Here is a 19830-nt window from a genome sequence, read left to right as displayed (position 1 = left end):
GGCTGGTCTCATCCCTACGCCCGACGGCGGGTATGAGGGCAGCCGGATTCATTTGGCGCGGCGCTTAAGGACGGAGGAACTCATGAGTATTATTCATGCCGAACATCTAGTAAAAACTTACGGAGAGAAAGTTCTCTTCGACGATATATCGTTTACCATCTCGGAAAAACAGCGGATCGGTCTGATCGGTGTCAATGGCACCGGCAAGTCTTCTCTGCTGAGAATCTTGGCCGGTTTGGAAACGCCGGACTCCGGATCGATCGTTCATTCCAATCATTTCAAAGTGGAATACTTGCCTCAACAGCCGGAGTTTGATGAGCGTTCGACGGTTCTGGAGCAGGTTTTCTACGGAGAAACGCCGCTTATGAAAGTGCTCCGCGACTACGAGCAGGCGCTCGCGGCCCTTGATAGCAGCCCCGAGGACGAGGCTGCCCAGCAGAAGCTGATGCGGGTGCAGGCGAGAATGGACGAGCTGGACGCCTGGGAGGCCGGCACAACGGCCAAGACAGTCCTGACGAAGCTGGGCATCACGGAATTCGGCAAGCCCGTCGGCGAACTGTCCGGCGGCCAGCGGAAGCGTGTCGCGATGGCCCGCGTGCTGATCCAGCCCGCCGACCTGCTTATTCTCGACGAGCCTACCAACCACATCGACAACGAGACGGTGGACTGGCTGGAGCAGTTTTTAAGCAAATGGAAAGGCGCTCTGCTGCTCGTCACGCACGACCGCTATTTCCTTGAGCGCGTGACCAGCCGCATTCTGGAGCTCGACCGCGGCAGCATATACAGCTATGAAGGCAATTACACGACGTTTCTGGAGAAAAAGGCCGAACGCATGGAGCGTGAAGCCTCCAGCGAAGACAAGCGGCGCAACCTGCTCCGCAGAGAGCTTGCCTGGCTGCACCGCGGCGCGAAAGCCCGCACGACGAAGCAGAAAGCCCGCGTCGAGCGGGCGGAGGAGCTGCGCGACCGCAAGGTCGACGGGCCTGCGGCAAAGCTCGATATGGCTCTGGCAGGCAGCCGCCTCGGCCGCAAAGTCATCGAGCTCAAGCAGGTGAGCAAAGGCTACGAGGGCCGTGAGCTCATCCATGATTTCAGCTACATCGTGCTGCCGGACGACCGGATCGGCATTATCGGCCGCAATGGAAGCGGCAAATCGACGCTGCTGAATATGCTGGCCGGACGCCTCGGCCCGGACAGCGGCGAAATCGAGCGGGGGAGCACCGTCAAGCTTGCCTACTACACACAAGAAAGTGTGGAGATGGATGACAAGCAGCGTGTCATCGAGTATGTCCGGGAGGCGGCCGAGGTCATCCGAACGAAGGACGGAGAGAGCATCACGGCGGCGCAGATGCTGGAAAGATTCCTGTTCCCGCCGAATCTCCAGTGGACGCCGATCGGGAAACTTTCCGGAGGCGAGAAGCGCCGGCTCTATCTGCTGCGTACACTGATGGGAGAGCCGAATGTCCTGCTGCTCGACGAGCCGACGAACGATCTGGATATTCAGACCTTGTCCATTCTGGAAGATTATCTGGAGCAGTTTCCGGGGGCCGTCATCACGGTATCCCATGACCGTTATTTCTTGGACCGGACCGCCGACCATCTGTTCTCGTTTACGGGCGAGGGAGAGATCGAACAGTATATCGGAACGTATTCCGAATACCTGGAGCTCAAACAGCAGCGTGAAGCTTCCGAGCTTAAGCCCGACGCTAAAGAAAAAGCCCGGACCCAGGCCTCCGCATCATCGGCTCCATCCACGGGTACAACCGGAGCGGTCTCCGGCGGGGAACGCGCCAAGAAGAAAAAACTTTCCTTCAACGAGCAGAAGGAATGGGATACGATCGAAGACCGCATCGCGGCGCTTGAAGAGAAGCTGGAGCGGATCAAGAGCGATATCGCGAAGGCCGGAAGCGACTACGGCCGGGTACAGGAGCTGTACGCCGAGGAGATCGCCGCCGGTGAAGAGCTGGAGCAGGCGATGGAACGCTGGACCGTCCTCTCCGAGCTCGTGGAGGAAATCGAACGCGGCAAGTAAGCTCATTCCCGCTATTACGAGCGGGGAGCCCTTTTTTATGGTATACTAAAAGGAATTGGCTTGGAAGAAGCCGTGATTCTACAAAAAGGCAGGTTAACCGCACTTATGATCACTGTAACGGATGTAACGCTTCGATACGGCAAACGCGCTCTTTTCGAAGACGTTAATATTAAATTTACTCCCGGCAACTGCTACGGCCTGATTGGCGCTAACGGAGCGGGAAAATCCACGTTTCTGAAAATTTTGTCCGGCGAAATCGAACCCAACAAAGGGGACGTTCATATCGCTCCGGGCGAGCGTATGGCGGTTCTGAAGCAGAACCACTACGAATTCGATGAAACCGATGTTCTGAAAACGGTCATGATGGGTCATGCGCGCCTCTTTCAGATTATGGAAGAGAAAGACGCTCTCTACGCGAAATCGGACTTCTCCGAAGAAGACGGTATCCGTGCGGGCGAACTTGAAGGCGAATTCGCCGAGCTTGACGGCTGGCAGGCGGAGTCCGACGCGGCCGAGCTTCTGATCGGTCTCGGCATTCCGAAAGAGCTTCACGACCAGAAGATGAAAGATCTGGACGGCAACGAGAAAGTCCGGGTCCTTCTTGCGCAGGCTTTGTTCGGCAGTCCGAATATTCTACTGCTCGATGAGCCTACCAACCATTTGAATCTCGAATCGATCCAATGGCTGGAGAACTTCCTGGCCAGATTCGAAGGCACCGTCATCGTGGTATCCCATGACCGTCACTTCCTGAACCAGGTTTGTACGCATATCGCGGACATCGACTTCAGCAAAATTCAGATGTACGTCGGCAACTACGACTTCTGGTACGAATCCAGCCAACTGGCTTTGAAGCTTGCCAGAGAGCAGAACAAGAAAACCGAAGAGAAGCGTAAAGAACTCGAAACGTTTATCGCGAGATTCAGCGCCAACGCGTCCAAGTCGAAGCAGGCGACATCGCGTAAGAAACAGCTCGAGAAGCTTACTCTGGACGACATCAAACCGTCCAACCGCAAATATCCGTTCATCAATTTCAAACCGGAGCGGGAAGCGGGCAAGCAGCTTCTGGCGATTGACAGTGTCAGCAAGTCCGTTGAGGGCCAGAAAGTTCTCGATAATATTTCCATCACCGTGAACAAAGGCGACAAAATCGCTTTCGTAGGTCCCGACGGACACGCGAAAACGACCCTGTTCCAGATTCTGATGGGCGAAACGGAAGCGGATGAAGGCACTTATACATGGGGCGTCACAACGACCCAGGCTTATTTCCCGAAAGACAACTCGCAGTACTTCGAGGGTGTGGATATGAACCTCGTCGACTGGCTGCGTCAATATTCCAAAGATCAGGACGAATCGTTTATCCGCGGCTTCCTGGGCCGGATGCTTTTCTCCGGTGAAGAAGCGCTTAAGAAAGCGAGCGTTCTGTCCGGGGGCGAGAAAGTGCGCTGCATGCTGTCCAAAATGATGCTCGCAAGCGCCAACGTTCTTATTCTCGACGAGCCGACGAACCACTTGGATCTCGAATCCATTACGGCTCTCAATAACGGGCTGATCGACTTTGACGGCACGATGCTGTTCGTATCGCATGACCATCAGTTCATTCAGACGATTGCCAACCGCATTATCGAAATTACGCCTAAAGGCGTGATTGACCGGATGATGCCTTACGATGAATATCTGGAAAACGAAGATGTGCGCCGTCTGCGTGAAGAGTATTACGCTTAAACAGCAGAGGCTTACGAACGGGATACACAGAAGAGGCGCTTGGATGTTCATCATCCGGGCGCCTTTGCTGCGCTCCGGAGATGCGGGAACAGACGGATTATCCGCTTGCCGCTGCCGCACTGTCATAACGCAATGAACACTGATCGAAAAGGAGCTGCCCGGTATGTTTGATCCGACGGTTTACGAGAATTTAAAAGTCGTTTTGGAAGGCGCTGTCTACGATTTGGATCTGTCCGGGGAGATTCTGGTTACGAACCGGTCGGACGTCATGGATTTATCCAGCTTGGGCCGCCAGTATCGTATCCGTTTTGTCCTCCGCGGCGGTGAAGAGAACACGGCTTCTCCGTGGGCGGAGCTTCATCTGGCGGCTGAACTGGAAGATTTAGCGGCGGAGCTGCTGAGCCGCAAAGGAGCCGAGCCGGGTTGTGCGCTTACGGTGAGATTCGGATTTCTTGTCGGCGATCCCTCGCGGGACTGTCCCGCGGTCGGATCGTCCCTGGAATCCATCTGGAGCGGAAGGCCGCTCATCACCCAGACGCTTTCTTATGTGTTCGGTTCCGAAAACGAAGGCTGGCACAATGAGGTTTTGCTTGAGTTCGGCCGTAAGGTCAACGAAAGCCATCTCGATGACTTCGAAGGGCTGCTGGAACATACGTTATTGTCGCTGTCCATGCTCAGGGACAAACATGCTTCCTGAAACGGGTCGGGCCCCCTCTTTTTGCGCCCGGCTTCTGCCCGTTAGGGAACCTCTTAGTCTTAGATGCTCCCGGGCTTTCAGCCGGAACACGGCTTTTATGGAAAGGAGATTTTTATGGAAAGGAGATTGGTATGCAGGAATGGAACGATGACCAAATCAAGCAGGCTCTCATAGAAAAACAGTCGTTCGCCGTATTTTTTCATACCCCTTTTTGCGGAACTTGCAAAGTCGCCGGCCGAATGCTGGACGTGGCTCTGACGATCGAGCCGGAACTGCCCCTTAAAGCCTGCAACGCGAATTACGCGGGGGCGTCCGTGCAAAAGTGGAAAATCTCGTCCATCCCCTGTATAGTGGTGGTAGAGAAGGGAACTGCCGCACGATTCATTTACGCCGTGAAATCGGTCGACTATTTGCTGGCCGAACTTCGTCATTTGACGGGGATGCAGCATTTGAGGATCGTCACATCGTCGGATTTTCCGGAAAATACTCCGTAACAGAGAGGAGCATCCACTTATGAACTATAGAAACGAAAGCACTGCTTCCGTCGGTGATCTGGTCATAGCATCTTACAAAACAGGGGAGTATATAGGCCGCATCGTGGAACCGCCGTCCAATATAAAAGCAGCCGTTCAGGTTCTTGCGGTCGTTAAGCATCCTTCGCAAGGGGATCTTCATAATCCGCAGCAGGGGGATGTGCCGTTCTTTCACCAGCGCCGCGCGCTGGCCTATCAGGAAATTGCGTTGATGCCGCTGTCGAGCATCCATGCCTACCACGGGAATGTTCCGGATTACACCCTTTCGCTCCAGCAGGCCCTCGAACGCGAGCTGAACATGCTGCATCAGACGGAGGAGTGGGCAAGGCGTTCCATTGCGGAGCTGGAAGAGCTGCATCGCGAATATTTTCCGCAGTAATTCGGTCGGCTGTACAAGTTTTAGAGTCAGGATAAACAGATAACATGCGTAAATAAATCCGTTAAAAAGCAAAAAAATCCTGCATTCACGAATCGTGAACAGGATTTTTTTGCTTTTTACGCCTTTCTGTATGTTTCGTATTCGGGAAGAGGCTCGTAATAGGCTATTCGCTTCATTTATTGGAGCGGGTATTCACGCGAGGACTAATGCTTGGGCACTTCCACGACAACATTCCCTCCGATTACGTTGGGCGTTTGCGTCTTGTTATAGAACCAGAAGCCAGGCGTGTCTTTAATACCGCGTAAATTCAGCCGGAATTCTTTTTTGGGCAGGCGGCCCGACCGGATCAGCAGATTGCTGCCGTCAACCGAGATTTCCCCGGGATTAAGGGTAAAGCTTTCCGCGCCTGCCGAAACCGTCACATTTCCTTCGGCTTTCGCCGAGCCTTCGTCGATTCTTTTCTGAAAAGGGATCTTTACTTCCGTGCGTGAAAGCCGCTGCGCTTTGCCGGGGACGGGGGCTTCCTTGTACATATAGCCGCCCAGGTGGTATTCGTACGCGGTCCAGGTGGAATAGCCGAGTGCACGGACGGAATCGGAAAAAGCGCTCACCCACCCGCCGTCCTTAACCATCAAGAGGGCCGAGCCGATATCCGCCTGAACCCCGAGCGGAAGATCCGGATGCTCCGCTTTGATTTTATCCGCAAAAACCTTGTAATGCTTCGCGTAATCGGGAGGAAGACTCTCCTGCGGTTTGAGCCAGTCGGGCCAGTGGGTTTGAAGGAAATGGATGTCCGGTTTAACCCGGTCGACCATGGCCGCGGCATCGAGGCCCTGCCATTCCCTCAGCTTGTCAAAGGAACCAGGACCGGCGTCTATAGCCAAAGACCAGGTCGCCACCAGAATGCCTGGACGGGCTTCCCGCACTCCGCCTTTCCCGTTCATCAGCTCGTTCAGGAAATCGTTCACGGCTTCAACCCGGAAATCGACCCACTTCAGGTAGGCCGCCGTGTCGGTTAAATAATAGCGGGGCGAGGAGGCGTTGGTAAAATCGGGCATCTCCAGGTCAGTTTTGTCGCGGAACGCTTTCTGCGCGAGCGGCCCGACGTCCCCGTACACGCCGCGGTTGATTCCGTCCCATTCGGGAAAGTAGGGTTCGGCGACCTCAATCCCGTCGAAAGGATAATCGCGCACGAGCTTAGCCAGCGCCTGCTTTTTCCACTGGACATAGGCCGGGCTGTGGGGAGAGAACCGGTAATACCCGTCGTTCAGAGGCTTAAGCAGCTCCATCTGCCATGAAGGCCAATCCGCCGGAAAACGTGCCGTAGAATAGCTCCCGTTACCGAGGACGAGCGCCCATACCCCGATGCCTTTTGCCTGGAGGGCTTCGATAAAGGCGCGATTCACATCATTTTCGTTGACGACAAAATAATGTACCGTTTTGTACCCGTGCTGAAGAAGCTCGTCGGCTATGCTTTCGGGTGTCCGGTTCTGATAATAGGGAAAAGAGGGATCAACCTGGATGGAAGGGCCTTTCAGGGCGGCTTCTTTGCGTTTTTTCTCCGCTGCTTTGGAGTGAGGGGACGGGGCTGTCAAATCTTCCTGTGCGAGTGCGGGCACGGCCGACAAAAGGTGAGTGAGGAGTGTCACCAGAATCATCAGCGTAAGTGTTTGAACCAACCTTCTATTGCTCCGCCAAGGACCTGGGCCGTGCTTTTTCCAACTGTTCATGTCGTCATTCCTCCTTGCTTTCCGTTAGGATGGGCATTTCGGGGACGGGCTTATGAGTCGTATGGAAGTTAAAATATTTCACTTTTTTAGTATATCACGGAAAAAATGTTCTTTATATGTCCGCGCATAAAAAAGACAGCGTTTTATTCTTTCGAAAACCGCTCGGAGAAATCCTTTTGAAAATATGGCCGGAAGGCTGATGCTGTCCTCCATTTGTGTTAAAATAAAGCCGAACTTACTTTATCGTGATATCGGAGGGTTTTGCACAATGGCACTCAATGATGAGATCAGAATCGGCGTCATCGGCGCGGGCAATATCGGTAACGTACACATACTAGGGCTGCTTGAAACCCCGGGCGTTTCGGTAGCTGCGGTTGCCGACGTGTTTCTTCCGCTTGCCGAAGCGCGGGCCAAAGAACATCAGATCTCTAAAGTTTACGGAAATGGTGAAGATTTGATCCATGATCCCGACATAGATGCAGTGGTTATCGCCGTATCGAACGAATGGCACGCCCCCCTTGCGGTAAAAGCGCTTCAGGCCGGCAAGCACGTCCTGCTAGAGAAGCCGATGGCCATCGATGTTAAGGCCGCGAAGGAAATCGTCCTGGCCGAACGAGAAAGCGGCAAGGTACTGATGATTTCGCACCAGCGCCGCTGGGAACCGCTCAATATGCAGGTGAAGGAGCTCGTACAGCGCGGCAAGCTGGGCAGCATCTACCATGCCAAAACCGGCTGGCTGCGCCGCAAAGGAATTCCGGGCTGGGGCACCTGGTTCACCCAGATGTCCAAATCGGGCGGAGGCCCGCTGATCGATATCGGCGTCCATATGCTGGATTTGTCTCTCTCGTTGATGGGAAATCCCCGTCCGGTTTCCGTCTACGGCGCTACCTATTCGGAATTCGGTCCCAAACGCCGCGGAATCGGCAGCTGGGGCAAACCGAACTGGAGCGGCAGCTATGACGTGGAAGACTTGGCGACAGCCCTGATCAAGATGGACAACGGGAGCACGCTGACGCTCGACGTGAGCTGGGCGGCACTGACCGAAACCGACAATCAGCCGTATATTCATCTTCTCGGCACGGAAGGCGGGGCCACCTTGAGAGGAAGCTCCTACGGTAAACTGTTTGCGGAAATGTTCGATAAAGAAATCGACGTGGAGCTTGAGCTGCCCGAGCAGCAGACCGATCCGCGCCTCCTGATGAACATGCATTTTCTGGAATGCATCCGGACCGGAAGCGAACCGATGACATCCGTCATGTCGGGCTATACGAACAACTTGATTCTCAATGCAATCTACGAATCGTCCCGTACCGGCAAAGAGGTTGAACTGGACTGGGATTTATCTAACTAACCCGGGGGAGCTGCAGAAAAGTGGATTGGATGGCGTTAAGCTTAATCGGAACGATCGCGTTTGCCGTCAGCGGCGCGATTGTCGCAATGGAAGAAGATTATGATATCCTGGGCGTTTATGTCCTGGGCTTTGTAACCGCATTTGGCGGAGGGGTGGTCCGCAACCTGCTGATCGGAGAGAAAGTGACGATGCTCTGGCAGCAGGGGTTCCAGTTCACGATTGCGCTGGCCGCAATGACGCTGGTCTTTATATTTCCGCTGGCCTGGATCAAGCGGTGGAAATCCTGGGAATCGTTCTTCGACGCCATCGGTCTGGCGGCCTTCTCGATTCAGGGGGCGCTCTACGCGTCCAATCAGGGGCTTCCTGTGAGCGCCTCGATCGTTGCGGCCGTACTCACGGGAATCGGCGGCGGGGTTATCCGCGATCTCCTGGCCGGGCGCAAGCCTCTCGTTTTAAGAGATGAAATCTACGCGGTCTGGGCCATGCTGGCCGGCTTTCTTATCGGCATCGGCTGGCCCCAGAATCCGCTCGGTCTGATTATTTTGTTCATGATCGTAGTCGTGTCCCGGATGTTCTCTGTGATCTTCAAATGGAAACTTCCGCGCCGTTCTCTCCGGACGCTGCTGCAGCAAAATGACGTGCCGAACAAACAGCGGCCTCCCGCGTTGCAGGAAGAAAGGAGAGAGTTCGATGTCAGCTGAATCTTTCTCGGCCCACGGCAAAATTTCAGGGGATCTTCTGCAGGAAAGACTAGAAACGGTCAAAGATTTGAAGCAGGGCGAGCTGGACATGTACGCCTTGTCCAAAGATAAGGAAACCGGGGAGCACTACGTGCATTACGCGTACAAACACAGGCAAATTTCGGGTGTGGGCGAAGAAGAGCAGTTTCATCAGCTGCTCCCCGTAGAGAGCGACGATGTGCTCGGAATCCTGTTCTCGGAACAGCCGTACGAATATCCGGACGCCTGGAATCGGCCTTTCCTGCGCAACGGTCCCGAAGGGTTCTACATCTGGTTTGATCCCGCTTACGCCGAGGATACCGATGCGGATGAACATTTTGCCCGGGAAGTCCGGGAACGGCTGCTCCAAATGAAGCAGGCGGGCAAAGTGGACGAAGAGGCGGTAAGAAAGCTTTTTCGCGAGCTCGATGACTTGAAATAAGAGTTACGGGAAGCGTCCTTGCGGGGGCGCTTTTTTTCCAATCCATTGGCTGGAGAAAGGTGATCCGCCAAAGAAGCCGATCCATCTACAGAAAGTAAAAAAATCCCCTTACGCCATGCGCAAGGAGATGAAGACGTACTATGAATGCATTTATTTAAAGTACGAAGTGGTGAGAGGTACGAACATGCCGCCGTCTCCCTTGATATCCGCGTAGATGTACAACTCTTCGACGCCGGCAATATCGACCTCGATCGTTTTCAAACCGTCTTTAACGGCAACCGTCGACTCTTTCAGTTTGATGTCTTTTTTGCTGTCTTCCACGAAGAATCTTTCGATATCATTTCCGGTAGCCGCTACCTGAAGCACAAGCTTCTGGTAGTTGCCTTTAGGATACAGCATGAAGCTGCTGGAACGGCTTCCCTTTGCATTATCGAAGTAGACGTCTTTGTAATCTTTGCCGGCGTATGTAGTCAGATTAGGATCTTTGGTATGGTAGAGAGAATCTCTGTAGTCCTTGGCCAGTGCGACCCCTTCCGCTTGCTCGCCTAACAGGACCGTGTTGGTTGCTCCGTCGTAATTGACGGCTACGTTCAAGGTTTTGGCAATGCTCCGGACAGGCAGATAGGTGTTGCCGTCATACGTGATCGGAAGCACGACAGCTCCCTGCTCATCCTGTAGTTGGACAGGGGAACCGTTATATTTGACCGTAATGGAACCGTTCAGATAGGCTTTAATTTCCTGCAGATTGGCTCCGGCCAACACTCCGGTTCCCATACTCAGTACCATGGCGGCACCGATTGCGGTTGCTGCTAGTTTCTTTTTCAAATCATTCTCACTCCTCTTCGGGATTAGGTCACCTGAAAACGGGAGGTGAAAAACCCATTCAGGCGGTTAGTCACTTTATTTTACGTTAAGTTTTTACATTAGTTGCAGATAATTAACATTATAATGAGGATTTATTGTCCTAATAAGGGTCGAAGTACCCAAATTATACGAAGGCATCCTTGCGAGGATGCTTTTTTTATTGGAGCCCGGTAACGGGGAAAGGGTAACTTTTAAAAAAGAACAGGCATGGGAAGAATAAGAAGCGGTACGGCTCAGGCCGGAAAACATTCAACGGGAAGACATCCGACAGGAGGCTTAACACATGAAAATGAACGGATATACGTTTGCCGAATTGAACGAAAAAAAAGAACTAATAGAAGAGATCCGCAGCCTGGAAAGCAAATTGCAAGAACAGACAGGGGAACCGATCACTTTGATCGCTTTCGAGAAAGAGCGGGCCGGGAACGGAGAACGGGCATGATTAAACAATACTTCACCGAAGTCGTACTGGATGAGAGCGCAACGCTGAGCGATAGTCTAAACAGTCTCGTGGACCGGGCGGAGAATGAATTCGGCACCTCTTATATCGAGATCGCCTCGATCGTGCCGACGAAGCCCGACCGGTTTACGGTCATCTTGAATCTGGATTTCAACCGCAAAAAAGGGGAGGACAAGGCTTAACGCCTGCGTCCTCCGGAAAAGAGGCCGGCAGTGGCAAACGCATATAAAGTCCGCGCGACTTGCGGATCTTCCTCCTGCGCGTATGTGCATCCCCGTGATATTATCCGGGCGGTCAATTATGAGTCTTCTTACGCCATGGCGCTGATGCTCAATGACATCCCTTCCTATATGAGCTGTCCTTCCTGCGGAAATGATTTGCATTTTTATCCGTTTGCGCTTACCGAGGAGCTGGGAACTTGACACCGCTTGCTCTTTTGACAGATAGTTAAAAAGAGAGAACGCAACACGGGAAGGAAGACGCCGGATGAATTTGACTCCTGCCGCTATGATGCGGCAATGGGAATTGCCAGATAAGATTACAAACCGACTCCTTACACTGCGCAGCCGGATTGAATCCGGCCGGTTGGCTGAGGAACAGCTCCATTTAATCGGAAAACCGGGGTTTGTCCCCGCACAGCCCGAAGTGCTCACAGACGCGATCATCGCTTTGGCGCTCGGCAAGCCCGTTTTGCTGAAAGGACCGACGGGTTCCGGCAAAACGAAGCTGGCCGAGCACTTGTCTTTTCTGACGGGTCAGCCGATGCACAGCGTCAATTGTTCCACGGATCTCGACGCGGAAGCTTTACTCGGGTTCAAGACCCTGAGCCGGTCCGGGGAAGGCACGACGATTGAATTTGTGCCGGGGCCGGTCGTTACCGCCATGAAAGCCGGGCATATTCTTTACATAGATGAAGTAAATATGGCGAAGCCCGAGACACTGCCGCTTATTAACGGAGTTCTCGACCACCGGAGAACGCTGACCAATCCGTTTACGGGCGAGACGGTCACGGCTCACGAAGATTTTCGCGTCATTGCGGCGATTAACGAAGGATACATCGGGACTGTTCCGCTTAACGAAGCGCTGAAAAATCGTTTCGTGGCTGTCGACGTCCCTTACCTTCAAGGAGAAGCGCTCCTCGGCCTGCTGACGGAGCGTACGGAACTGCGGGACACCCGTCTTCTCGAAGCGTTTGCGGCCTTGTCCGCCGATTTGCTCGCTCTCGTGCAGATGGGTCAGCTGTCCGACGAAGCGGCGTCCATCCGCGCCTTGCTGGACGCGTGCGATCTCGCCGCGTTCATGCCGCCCCGGAGGGCCGTGGAACGGGCCATTGCCGCCAAGCTGGAAGACGAACGCGAAAGGGCCGCCGTGCGCAACGTGGCGGAGACGCTCTTTTAGCGATGTTCGTCGGGAAGCTGAATCTGCTTGATAACCGGCTGGAAGCCTTTATGCTTATGCAGCTTGTGGATCTGGCCCGGACCTTTACCCGGAACGGGGATTTGGAGCTTCAGCTCGCTTTTCATTCCCATTATGAGGAAAGTAAGGCGCTGCTGACGGTCAGCCAGTTCTGGCGGGACTGGAAACCGGCGCAGCGGGAAGCTGGAATGAAAAGCGACGTCTATCTCCGTGCGCTCGGCAGTGCGTGGTATTCGGGAAGGCGGGAAACCGAAGCGTTTCTGGAGTCCGTTGCGAAGTCGCCGCTCTCCAGGCTCGGCATGGAGCTGTTTGCCCTCTGCGAGGACTTGCGGCTGGAACAGATCTGCCGGCGCATCCGTCCCGGTACCTCAGCTGTGTTTGAGGAGAGAGCGGACGTGTATAAAGGGTATTTCACGCACAAATTCAGAACGCACCTCGCCCGTCACGAGCTCGCGGACGCGCTGTTCGTTTCCGTTTATCTCTGGTTTAAAGGGACTGACACGCATGCGCTCTATAGCGAAGCGGAAGCTTCCGGACAAGCGATGCGCACAGAGGAATTGCTCCGGCTTGTGCAGCCGCTGCTGGAGGAGGCCGAAACGGCGGAGACGACGGCAGAAAACGCCCGGCTGTGCCTGCATATGCTGGAGCTGCTGGAATACCGGCTGGAGCGCGATGCGGCGGACGCGTATTTCTCGGTCCAGCCCGGAAGCGGTACGGACGCGCCCTTGAGGCGCGGCGAACGTCCTGCCGGCAAGAAGGCGAAACGCCTCGCGAATGACGATGCGGAGCGGCTTAGCCCCCGGCAGGACAAAGACCGCAGAAGCGAGCGCCAGTCGATGTGGCACCGGGAGACGCGGAGCACCGCCGGTGAAGCGCTGAAACAGTCGGTTGAGCGTGGCACGCGGACCGCGCGGTACAGCGGGGCGGCGGCGAGGCCCGGAGACGATACGTCCGAAGAGGCTATGGCCGCCGCACGCGGGCGTTCCGCCGCCTCCGAGCGGAAGTCCGAGCCGCCGCCGGACAGCAGCGCGCCGTTCCTACCGTCCGGCGCTTCCGCCGGAAGCGGGGAAGGCCCCTCCGGGCTGCGCGCCACCGCCGAGTTTCAAGCCCCGCGGAGGCCTACCCCGGCGGAGGAAGACGCTTACCGCGAAGCGATCCGTGCGGTGGACCCGCTGACGAGGCAGTTGACCCGCACGGTGAGGCTGACGCTGGAGCGTAAGCGGGTCGCCCCGCGGAGCGATCTGCTCTACGGGCGGCTCGGCCGGAGGCAGCTGCTGCGCTACGTGACGGACGAAGCGCCGCGGCTCTTCACCAAGAAGCAGAACCCCGCGCCCGAGCTCGATGCGGCCTTCTCGCTTCTTGTCGATTGCTCCGCTTCCATGTACGATAAGATGGAAGAGACGAAGCTGGGCATCTCGCTCGTTCACGAGACGCTCCGGACTCTGCGCATCCCGCACGAGGTGACGGGCTTCTGGGAAGACGCGGAGCGGGTCACGGCCGAAGAAGCGCCGAACGTGTTTCACACGGTCATCGACTTCGGCTCGTCCTCGGCTCCGCGGAGCGGCGCCGCTCTGCTGCAGCTGGAGCCGCAGCAGGACAACCGTGACGGGTTCGCGATCCGTCACGCCGCCCGGCGGCTGCTGCGTCGCCCGGAGAAGCAGCGCGTGCTGCTTGTCTTCTCCGACGGCGAGCCTTCCGCCGCCGAATACCAGGAGGACGGCATTCTCGACACGTACGAGGCCGTCCTGGAATGCCGCAGGCTGGGGATCGACGTCATCAGCGTCTTCCTAGCCAGCGGCGAGGTGCACGAAACGCAGCGGACCACGATGCGCAACATCTACGGCAGGCACGGGATCGTGGTCCCGCACGCCGCCGAGCTGCCGGAGCATCTCGCTCCGCTGCTGCGCAAGCTGCTTCTGCGCAGCGGCGGGTAGGGCGTCATCCCGAATAATCGGGGGGCTCTTTTTCGGCGCCTGCCGTCAAGAACGTTATCGCACATAGGAATACTTGCCTAACCGCAAACCGACAAAATATAGATGCACATTGCTGCACTCAGGGGAGAGGACACCGTATGTTTGGAGCACCGCTATCAGGGAAATCGAAGAAAATCATGCTGCTCGGTTCCGGGGAGCTTGGCAAAGAAGTCATTCTGGAGGCGCAGCGGCTCGGAATCGAAACGATCGCGGTCGACCGCTACGATCACGCGCCTGCCATGCAGGTGGCGCACCGCAGCTATGTCATCGACATGCTGGACAGACAGGCGCTTCGCGAACTCATCGAGCGGGAGCGGCCCCATCTGATTGTGCCCGAGATTGAAGCGATCGCCACTCAGGAGCTTGTCGAGCTGGAGAAGGAAGGCTATCGTGTCATCCCGACCGCCAACGCGTCGCGCCTGACGATGGACCGGGAAGGCATCCGCAGGCTGGCTGCCGAGGAGCTGGGTCTGCGTACGGCGAAGTACGCCTTTGCCGATACGCTGGATGAGCTCCATGCCGCGGTAGCGGAAATCGGCACGCCCTGCGTTATCAAACCCATTATGAGCTCATCGGGCAAGGGCCAGAGCGTATGCCGGTCCGAAGCGGACATCGAGGCCTGCTGGAATACGGCACTGGAAGGCGGACGGGCGAAAAAAGCTCGCGTCATCGTCGAGGCGTTCGTCACGTTCGAGTCCGAAATTACGCTGCTCACCGTCCGCTCCGTAAGCGGCACTTCCTTCTGCGCTCCGATCGGTCATGTGCAGAAGGAAGGCGACTATATCGAATCGTGGCAGCCGCACGCGATGAGCGAGTCCCAAATCGCGGAAGCCGAGCAGATGGCGCGGACGATCACCGATGCGCTCGGCGGTTACGGAATCTTCGGCGTCGAGCTGTTCCTCACGCGCGAAGGCGTATACTTCAGCGAGGTTTCGCCGCGTCCGCACGATACGGGCATGGTCACCATGGCGACTCAGGATCTGTCCGAATTCGCGCTCCACGCCAGAGCGATTCTCGGGCTGCCGATTCCGCAAATCCGCCTGCTTACGCCAGGCGCTTCCCATACGCTGAAGGCGGACCGCGGCAGCGCCGATTTCGAAATCGGCGGGCTGGAAGAGGCGCTCGCGGTGCCGGATGTCCAGGTGCGGATTTTCGGCAAGCCGGAAACGAAACCGGGCCGCCGGATGGCGGTTGCCCTTGCCGCCGCGCAGGACACGGAAACGGCAAGAGCCATGGCCGCCGAGGCGGCGGGCAAGCTTTTTATCCGGTACGGGGAATAAAGCCCGTACCCGCAGATCTGCACGTTAGCGTTTCGTACAGCCGGGACGGAAGTTGAAGTTTACAGGCTTTCGCTCCGGCCGACGAGAAGGAGGCTTTGACCCATATGGAAGCGAAACCGACGAGCATCTCCCGCTCCATTATGACTGAAGTTATTTTTCCGCTGGATACGAACTATCACGGAACGGTTTTCGGCGGCAAAATTATGGAATATATCGACAAGATCGCGACCATCGCAAGCATGCGCCATTGCCGGCGCGGCGTCGTTACGGCGTCGAGCGACAGTCTCGACTTTCTGGCCCCCGTGCACCTGGGGGAAGCCATAGAGCTTGAAGCCTTCGTATCTTGGACGCACCGGAGTTCCATGGAAGTTTATGTGCGTGTGGTGGCCGAAAACATGTTTACCGGCGAACGGCGGACCACGGCCACCTCGTTTATCACGTTTGTGGCATTGGATGACGAAGGCCGGCCGACTCCCGTTCCTGCGGTCCTGCCCGAGACGGAACGGGAAATGCGCCTGCACGAATCCGCCCCGGCACGCTACGAGGCGCGCAGGAAACGCAAGGCGGAGCGGGAAGCCGATTGAAGAATCGGCGCGTGCTTAAATTTTTTGGCAGGAACCGGAACCGGCGTCTTTCCGAGCCGTACCAACAGGTAAAGGTGCGTGCTATCGATATCGGTTCCTATTCCAATGAACAGAGGAGTGCTTGCACTTGAACGCTCACGAGATTGATTACACGATCCACGGCAATGAAATGCAATACGTGGAGATTGAGCTGGACCCGCAGGAAAGCGTCATTGCCGAAGCCGGCAGCATGATGATGATGGAAGGCAACATCGGCATGGAAACGATTTTCGGCGACGGATCGGGCGGCGGCGGCCGGGGTCTGATGGGCAAGCTGATGGGAGCGGGCAAGCGGCTGCTTACCGGAGAGAGCTTGTTTATGACCGTGTACACCAACAACGGGCGGGGCAAAGAGCACGTCACGTTCGCCGCCCCGTATCCGGGCAAAATCATTCCGATGGATCTGCACGCGCTGGGTGGCAAGCTTATTTGCCAGAAGGATTCGTTCCTGTGCGCGGCCAAAGGCGTATCCATCGGTATCGAACTGCAGCGCAAGCTGGGAGCGGGCTTTTTCGGAGGGGAGGGCTTCATCATGCAGAAGCTGGAAGGCGACGGATTGGGCTTCGTGCACGCCTGCGGTTCTATTCTGGAGCGCGAGCTTCAGCCGGGTGAGGTGCTACGTGTCGATACGGGCTGCTTCGTTGCGATGACGCCGGACGTCCAGTATGACATCGAGTTCGTAAAAGGCATCAAAACGGCCGTTTTCGGCGGCGAGGGGCTGTTCTTCGTCACTTTGAGAGGCCCCGGCAAAGTGTGGCTGCAGTCCCTACCGTTCAGCCGCCTGGCCGAGAGGGTATTGGGCGGAGCTATCCGGGGCAAGGAAGAAGGCAGCGTGCTCGGGGGCCTCGGCAATCTGTTCGAATGCCGCTAGTGCTGCCAAAGCTCCAAGCAGCCAGCGTTCCCGCTGTCAGAGAACGGCTGGCGATTTAAGAGTTTCCGCGCGGGGGCCTGTTGGTTTAATCGCCCGCTTTCTCCACAGCCAAGCGAGCCTGCGCATACACATTGAAAAAGGCAGTTCCTTTCTGATGAAAGGAACTGCCTTTTTATGTGAAAAGCCCGGAGGCTTCTGTTTTAATCAATAATGAAGCAGCATCTCATCCAGGCGTTCGTTAAACTCGCCCATCGAAATCAGCTCGACTTGGCGCGCGTCGTAATCCTGTTCGTCGAGATAAGAGTCCACATCGACTTCGCCCGGTATATTTTCCACCACGATATCATGATTCAAATAAACGATTAAAACGCGTTCGGCGTCAGCCGTTAAGTTGTTGTTCATCTTTTTTTGACCTCCAATGGAGCAAGTGATTTCAAAAGCTTGCGCGTTTGTTTCCAAGATAACTCCCACGCCTTTCTTACACGCTGCAAGAGCGTTTGAAACGGGGATTTTTTTCCTCGGAGTCGGGCGGACGGGCACTTACAATTTTTACAAAAAAACGTATTGACACGATTTATAGGCGATGCTATATTGATGTATAAATAATTCTTACTAAACTTATAGGATTTGTTTATTTTGTCCACCGGATCACCGGAGACGCGAAAAAAAAGTTCAGTAGGGAATGTGAAAAGTTAGACAACGAGGTGCCAAATTCGAAAGGGGTATATTTACATGGCTGCTTTAAAATCGCATTCTTTCAAAAGGGTTCTCGGACGCTCCGTTTCCGTCCTTGCCCTGACTTCGCTGCTCACCGGTTTGACCGCATGCGGCGGAGGAAACGAAACAACATCTACGAAAACGGGAACCGAAAACGGCGGCTCCGCACCAAAATCGGTCGAACTGCTTAATGTATCTTATGACCCGACGAGAGAACTGTACCAGGCATACAACGAAGCATTCATCAAGTACTGGAAAGAAAAGAAAGGCCAGACCGTAACGGTCAGCCAGTCTCACGGCGGTTCGGGCAAACAAGCCCGCTCGGTCATCGACGGACTGGAAGCGGACGTGGTTACGCTTGCGCTGGCTTACGATATCGATCAGGTTCAAGCGGCGGGTCTTATTGATAAAGGCTGGGAAACGAAATTAAAAGATAACAGCACTCCATACACATCCACGATCGTATTTCTCGTACGCAAAGGCAATCCGAAAGGAATCAAGGACTGGGACGATCTCATCAAGCCCGGCGTGTCCGTCATCACCCCCAATCCGAAAACTTCCGGCGGAGCGCGCTGGAACTACGTGGCGGCCTGGGGCTACGCGCTCAAGAAAAACAACAACGACGAGGCCAAAGCCAAGGAATTCGTCACCCAATTGTTCAAAAATGCGCCGGTGCTCGGAACGGGAGCGCGCGATTCAACGACTACCTTCGTGGAAAGAGGACTCGGCGACGTCCTGATCGCGTGGGAGAACGAAGCCTACCTGTCGCTCAACGAGCTGGGCAAGGATAAGTTCGAGATCGTGACGCCTTCGATCAGCGTGCTGGCGGAGCCTCCGGTAGCGGTAGTCGACAAGAACGCCGACAAGAAAGGCACGAAAGAAGTGGCCCAGGCTTATCTGGACTACCTGTACACGGAGGAAGGACAGAAAATCGCCGCGAAAAATTACTACCGGCCGCGTCTGGAATCCGTTGCGAAGCAGTACGAAAATCAATTCAAGCAAGTGAACCTGTTTAAAATCGACGATCCGGAATTCGGCGGCTGGGCCAAAGTCCAGAAAACACACTTCGCCGACGGCGGCGTATTCGACCAGATTTACAAACCGAAATAATTATGCGTGCCCGGGTGCGACGGTACAAACCGGCACCACTCGGTCTGCGATCAAGGGGACGTGTTCGCAATGGGAAGACGAAACAAAACGAAACGTATTTTACCCGGGTTCGGCTTGTCGATGGGCTTTACGGTGCTTTACTTGAGCCTGCTCGTGCTTTTCCCGCTTTCCGCGGTCGTGTGGAAAACGACGGGGCTGACCTTCGACCAGTTCTGGCAGGCAGTTACCGATGAACGGGTGGTCGCTTCCTACAAGCTCAGCTTCGGAGCTTCTTTAGCGGCAGCGCTGGTCAACACCGTATTCGGCCTGCTCGTGGCCTGGGTGCTTGTGCGCTACCGCTTTCCGGGCAAGCGATTCGTCGACGCGCTGGTCGACATGCCCTTCGCGCTTCCGACGGCCGTGGCCGGCATCGCGCTGACAAGCCTGTACGCCGACAACGGCTGGATCGGCAGCCTGCTCGCTCCGCTCGGCATCAAGGCGGCGTATTCGCCGCTTGGCATCATCATCGCGCTCACGTTTATCGGGCTTCCGTTCGTGGTCCGCACCGTGCAGCCTGTGCTGCAGGAGCTGGAGCACGAAACGGAAGAGGCCGCCGTGAGCCTCGGCGCTTCACGCTGGCGTACGTTCCGCCGCGTCATTTTCCCGCAGCTGGTGCCCGCGCTGCTGGCGGGGTTCACCCTCGCCTTCGCCCGGGCGATCGGCGAGTACGGCTCCGTCGTCTTCATTTCCGGCAACATGCCGATGAAGACGGAGATTACGCCGCTGCTCATCATGACGAAGCTCGAGCAGTACGACTATGCCGGGGCGACGGCCATTGCTCTGGTCATGCTGATCATCTCGTTCGTGCTGCTGCTCGTCACCAACGCGCTGCAAATGAAATCCAACCGGCGGGTGAGCGGATGAACGCGAAA

21 protein-coding genes are annotated in these 19830 nt (G+C 55.8%); 18 read left to right on the top strand and 3 right to left on the bottom strand.

The window, feature by feature from the left end; translation table 11 throughout:
- Positions 1–82: 82 nt before the first annotated feature.
- The 5 genes from AC2TF6_RS17035 to kapB all read left to right on the top strand — a co-directional run bounded on the left by AC2TF6_RS17035 (position 83) and on the right by kapB (position 5363).
- A complete protein-coding gene (locus tag AC2TF6_RS17035) occupies positions 83–2032 on the top strand; it encodes an ABC-F family ATP-binding cassette domain-containing protein (protein ID WP_491307773.1) in 1950 nt (649 codons plus the stop codon).
- 105 nt (positions 2033–2137) lie between these two features.
- Positions 2138–3754, top strand: coding sequence for an ABC-F family ATP-binding cassette domain-containing protein (locus tag AC2TF6_RS17030; protein WP_491311677.1), 1617 nt, complete (start codon positions 2138–2140; stop codon positions 3752–3754).
- 163 nt (positions 3755–3917) lie between these two features.
- Positions 3918–4451 (top strand): hypothetical protein, encoded by a 534-nt coding sequence (locus tag AC2TF6_RS17025; RefSeq protein WP_491307772.1) that lies wholly within the window; start codon positions 3918–3920, stop codon positions 4449–4451.
- Positions 4452–4582: 131 nt separating this feature from the next.
- On the top strand, positions 4583–4945 hold the full coding sequence (locus AC2TF6_RS17020) for a thioredoxin family protein (RefSeq protein ID WP_491307771.1): 363 nt from the start codon (positions 4583–4585) through the stop codon (positions 4943–4945).
- Between the two features lie 19 nt (positions 4946–4964).
- The gene (gene kapB / locus AC2TF6_RS17015) at positions 4965–5363 is read left to right on the top strand and encodes a kinase-associated lipoprotein KapB (protein ID WP_009672499.1); all 399 of its coding nucleotides are present in this window, start codon (positions 4965–4967) and stop codon (positions 5361–5363) included.
- Positions 5364–5566: 203 nt separating this feature from the next.
- Here kapB and AC2TF6_RS17010 read toward each other — a convergent pair whose 3' ends face one another.
- On the bottom strand, positions 5567–7093 hold the full coding sequence (locus AC2TF6_RS17010; RefSeq protein WP_491307770.1) for an N-acyl-D-glucosamine 2-epimerase: 1527 nt from the start codon (positions 7091–7093) through the stop codon (positions 5567–5569).
- Between the two features lie 268 nt (positions 7094–7361).
- On the opposite strand from AC2TF6_RS17010, the gene AC2TF6_RS17005 reads away from it, so the two are divergent.
- The 3 genes from AC2TF6_RS17005 to AC2TF6_RS16995 are packed head-to-tail and all read left to right on the top strand — an operon-like array spanning position 7362 to position 9605.
- The gene (locus AC2TF6_RS17005) at positions 7362–8444 is read left to right on the top strand and encodes a Gfo/Idh/MocA family protein (RefSeq protein ID WP_491307769.1); all 1083 of its coding nucleotides are present in this window, start codon (positions 7362–7364) and stop codon (positions 8442–8444) included.
- A 20-nt stretch (positions 8445–8464) separates the two neighbouring features.
- On the top strand, positions 8465–9145 hold the full coding sequence (locus AC2TF6_RS17000) for a trimeric intracellular cation channel family protein (protein WP_016424035.1): 681 nt from the start codon (positions 8465–8467) through the stop codon (positions 9143–9145).
- Positions 9135–9605 (top strand): hypothetical protein, encoded by a 471-nt coding sequence (locus tag AC2TF6_RS16995; RefSeq protein WP_491307768.1) that lies wholly within the window; start codon positions 9135–9137, stop codon positions 9603–9605. The genes AC2TF6_RS17000 and AC2TF6_RS16995 overlap by 11 nt, the downstream gene beginning before the upstream one ends.
- 150 nt (positions 9606–9755) lie before the next feature.
- Here the strand turns inward: AC2TF6_RS16995 and AC2TF6_RS16990 are convergent, their stop codons facing one another.
- Positions 9756–10430 (bottom strand): stalk domain-containing protein, encoded by a 675-nt coding sequence (locus AC2TF6_RS16990; protein ID WP_491307767.1) that lies wholly within the window; start codon positions 10428–10430, stop codon positions 9756–9758.
- Positions 10431–10752: 322 nt separating this feature from the next.
- Between AC2TF6_RS16990 and AC2TF6_RS16985 the strand changes: the two genes are divergently transcribed.
- From AC2TF6_RS16985 to AC2TF6_RS16950, 8 genes are all read left to right on the top strand, one after another.
- A complete protein-coding gene (locus AC2TF6_RS16985) occupies positions 10753–10911 on the top strand; it encodes a hypothetical protein (RefSeq protein WP_491307766.1) in 159 nt (52 codons plus the stop codon).
- The gene (locus AC2TF6_RS16980) at positions 10908–11111 is read left to right on the top strand and encodes a hypothetical protein (RefSeq protein ID WP_491307765.1); all 204 of its coding nucleotides are present in this window, start codon (positions 10908–10910) and stop codon (positions 11109–11111) included. Before AC2TF6_RS16985 ends, AC2TF6_RS16980 begins: the two co-directional genes overlap by 4 nt.
- A gap of 30 nt (positions 11112–11141) precedes the next feature.
- Positions 11142–11351 (top strand): hypothetical protein, encoded by a 210-nt coding sequence (locus AC2TF6_RS16975; RefSeq protein ID WP_491307764.1) that lies wholly within the window; start codon positions 11142–11144, stop codon positions 11349–11351.
- Between the two features lie 64 nt (positions 11352–11415).
- On the top strand, positions 11416–12327 hold the full coding sequence (locus tag AC2TF6_RS16970; protein WP_491307763.1) for an AAA family ATPase: 912 nt from the start codon (positions 11416–11418) through the stop codon (positions 12325–12327).
- A gap of 2 nt (positions 12328–12329) precedes the next feature.
- Positions 12330–14279, top strand: coding sequence for a vWA domain-containing protein (locus AC2TF6_RS16965; RefSeq protein ID WP_491307762.1), 1950 nt, complete (start codon positions 12330–12332; stop codon positions 14277–14279).
- Positions 14280–14416: 137 nt separating this feature from the next.
- On the top strand, positions 14417–15598 hold the full coding sequence (gene purT / locus AC2TF6_RS16960; RefSeq protein ID WP_491307761.1) for a formate-dependent phosphoribosylglycinamide formyltransferase: 1182 nt from the start codon (positions 14417–14419) through the stop codon (positions 15596–15598).
- 104 nt (positions 15599–15702) lie between these two features.
- On the top strand, positions 15703–16182 hold the full coding sequence (locus AC2TF6_RS16955; RefSeq protein WP_491307760.1) for an acyl-CoA thioesterase: 480 nt from the start codon (positions 15703–15705) through the stop codon (positions 16180–16182).
- 127 nt (positions 16183–16309) lie between these two features.
- A complete protein-coding gene (locus tag AC2TF6_RS16950) occupies positions 16310–17092 on the top strand; it encodes a TIGR00266 family protein (protein ID WP_491307759.1) in 783 nt (260 codons plus the stop codon).
- 204 nt (positions 17093–17296) lie between these two features.
- On the opposite strand, the gene AC2TF6_RS16945 is transcribed toward AC2TF6_RS16950, so the two are convergent.
- The gene (locus tag AC2TF6_RS16945) at positions 17297–17494 is read right to left on the bottom strand and encodes a hypothetical protein (protein WP_491307758.1); all 198 of its coding nucleotides are present in this window, start codon (positions 17492–17494) and stop codon (positions 17297–17299) included.
- A 330-nt stretch (positions 17495–17824) separates the two neighbouring features.
- Between AC2TF6_RS16945 and AC2TF6_RS16940 the strand changes: the two genes are divergently transcribed.
- A complete protein-coding gene (locus AC2TF6_RS16940) occupies positions 17825–18919 on the top strand; it encodes a sulfate ABC transporter substrate-binding protein (protein WP_491307757.1) in 1095 nt (364 codons plus the stop codon).
- 69 nt (positions 18920–18988) lie between these two features.
- The gene (gene cysT, locus AC2TF6_RS16935) at positions 18989–19822 is read left to right on the top strand and encodes a sulfate ABC transporter permease subunit CysT (protein WP_218230023.1); all 834 of its coding nucleotides are present in this window, start codon (positions 18989–18991) and stop codon (positions 19820–19822) included.
- Positions 19823–19830: the final 8 nt, after the last annotated feature.

The organism is Paenibacillus sp. JNUCC 35 (assembly GCF_058269095.1).
This window is presented reverse-complemented; position numbering and strand designations above follow the sequence as displayed.

What these genes read in the sequence shown, in the direction of transcription:
- AC2TF6_RS17035 (WP_491307773.1), top strand. Translation starts at nt 83, where the DNA reads ATGAGTATTATTCATGCCGAACATCTAGTAAAAACTTACGGAGAGAAA.
- AC2TF6_RS17030 (WP_491311677.1), top strand. Translation starts at nt 2,138, where the DNA reads ATGATCACTGTAACGGATGTAACGCTTCGATACGGCAAACGCGCTCTT.
- AC2TF6_RS17025 (WP_491307772.1), top strand. Translation starts at nt 3,918, where the DNA reads ATGTTTGATCCGACGGTTTACGAGAATTTAAAAGTCGTTTTGGAAGGC.
- AC2TF6_RS17020 (WP_491307771.1), top strand. Translation starts at nt 4,583, where the DNA reads ATGCAGGAATGGAACGATGACCAAATCAAGCAGGCTCTCATAGAAAAA.
- kapB (WP_009672499.1), top strand. Translation starts at nt 4,965, where the DNA reads ATGAACTATAGAAACGAAAGCACTGCTTCCGTCGGTGATCTGGTCATA.
- AC2TF6_RS17010 (WP_491307770.1), bottom strand. Translation starts at nt 7,093, where the DNA reads ATGAACAGTTGGAAAAAGCACGGCCCAGGTCCTTGGCGGAGCAATAGA.
- AC2TF6_RS17005 (WP_491307769.1), top strand. Translation starts at nt 7,362, where the DNA reads ATGGCACTCAATGATGAGATCAGAATCGGCGTCATCGGCGCGGGCAAT.
- AC2TF6_RS16995 (WP_491307768.1), top strand. Translation starts at nt 9,135, where the DNA reads ATGTCAGCTGAATCTTTCTCGGCCCACGGCAAAATTTCAGGGGATCTT.
- AC2TF6_RS16985 (WP_491307766.1), top strand. Translation starts at nt 10,753, where the DNA reads ATGAAAATGAACGGATATACGTTTGCCGAATTGAACGAAAAAAAAGAA.
- AC2TF6_RS16980 (WP_491307765.1), top strand. Translation starts at nt 10,908, where the DNA reads ATGATTAAACAATACTTCACCGAAGTCGTACTGGATGAGAGCGCAACG.
- AC2TF6_RS16970 (WP_491307763.1), top strand. Translation starts at nt 11,416, where the DNA reads ATGAATTTGACTCCTGCCGCTATGATGCGGCAATGGGAATTGCCAGAT.
- AC2TF6_RS16965 (WP_491307762.1), top strand. Translation starts at nt 12,330, where the DNA reads ATGTTCGTCGGGAAGCTGAATCTGCTTGATAACCGGCTGGAAGCCTTT.
- purT (WP_491307761.1), top strand. Translation starts at nt 14,417, where the DNA reads ATGTTTGGAGCACCGCTATCAGGGAAATCGAAGAAAATCATGCTGCTC.
- AC2TF6_RS16955 (WP_491307760.1), top strand. Translation starts at nt 15,703, where the DNA reads ATGGAAGCGAAACCGACGAGCATCTCCCGCTCCATTATGACTGAAGTT.
- AC2TF6_RS16945 (WP_491307758.1), bottom strand. Translation starts at nt 17,494, where the DNA reads ATGAACAACAACTTAACGGCTGACGCCGAACGCGTTTTAATCGTTTAT.
- AC2TF6_RS16940 (WP_491307757.1), top strand. Translation starts at nt 17,825, where the DNA reads ATGGCTGCTTTAAAATCGCATTCTTTCAAAAGGGTTCTCGGACGCTCC.
- cysT (WP_218230023.1), top strand. Translation starts at nt 18,989, where the DNA reads ATGGGAAGACGAAACAAAACGAAACGTATTTTACCCGGGTTCGGCTTG.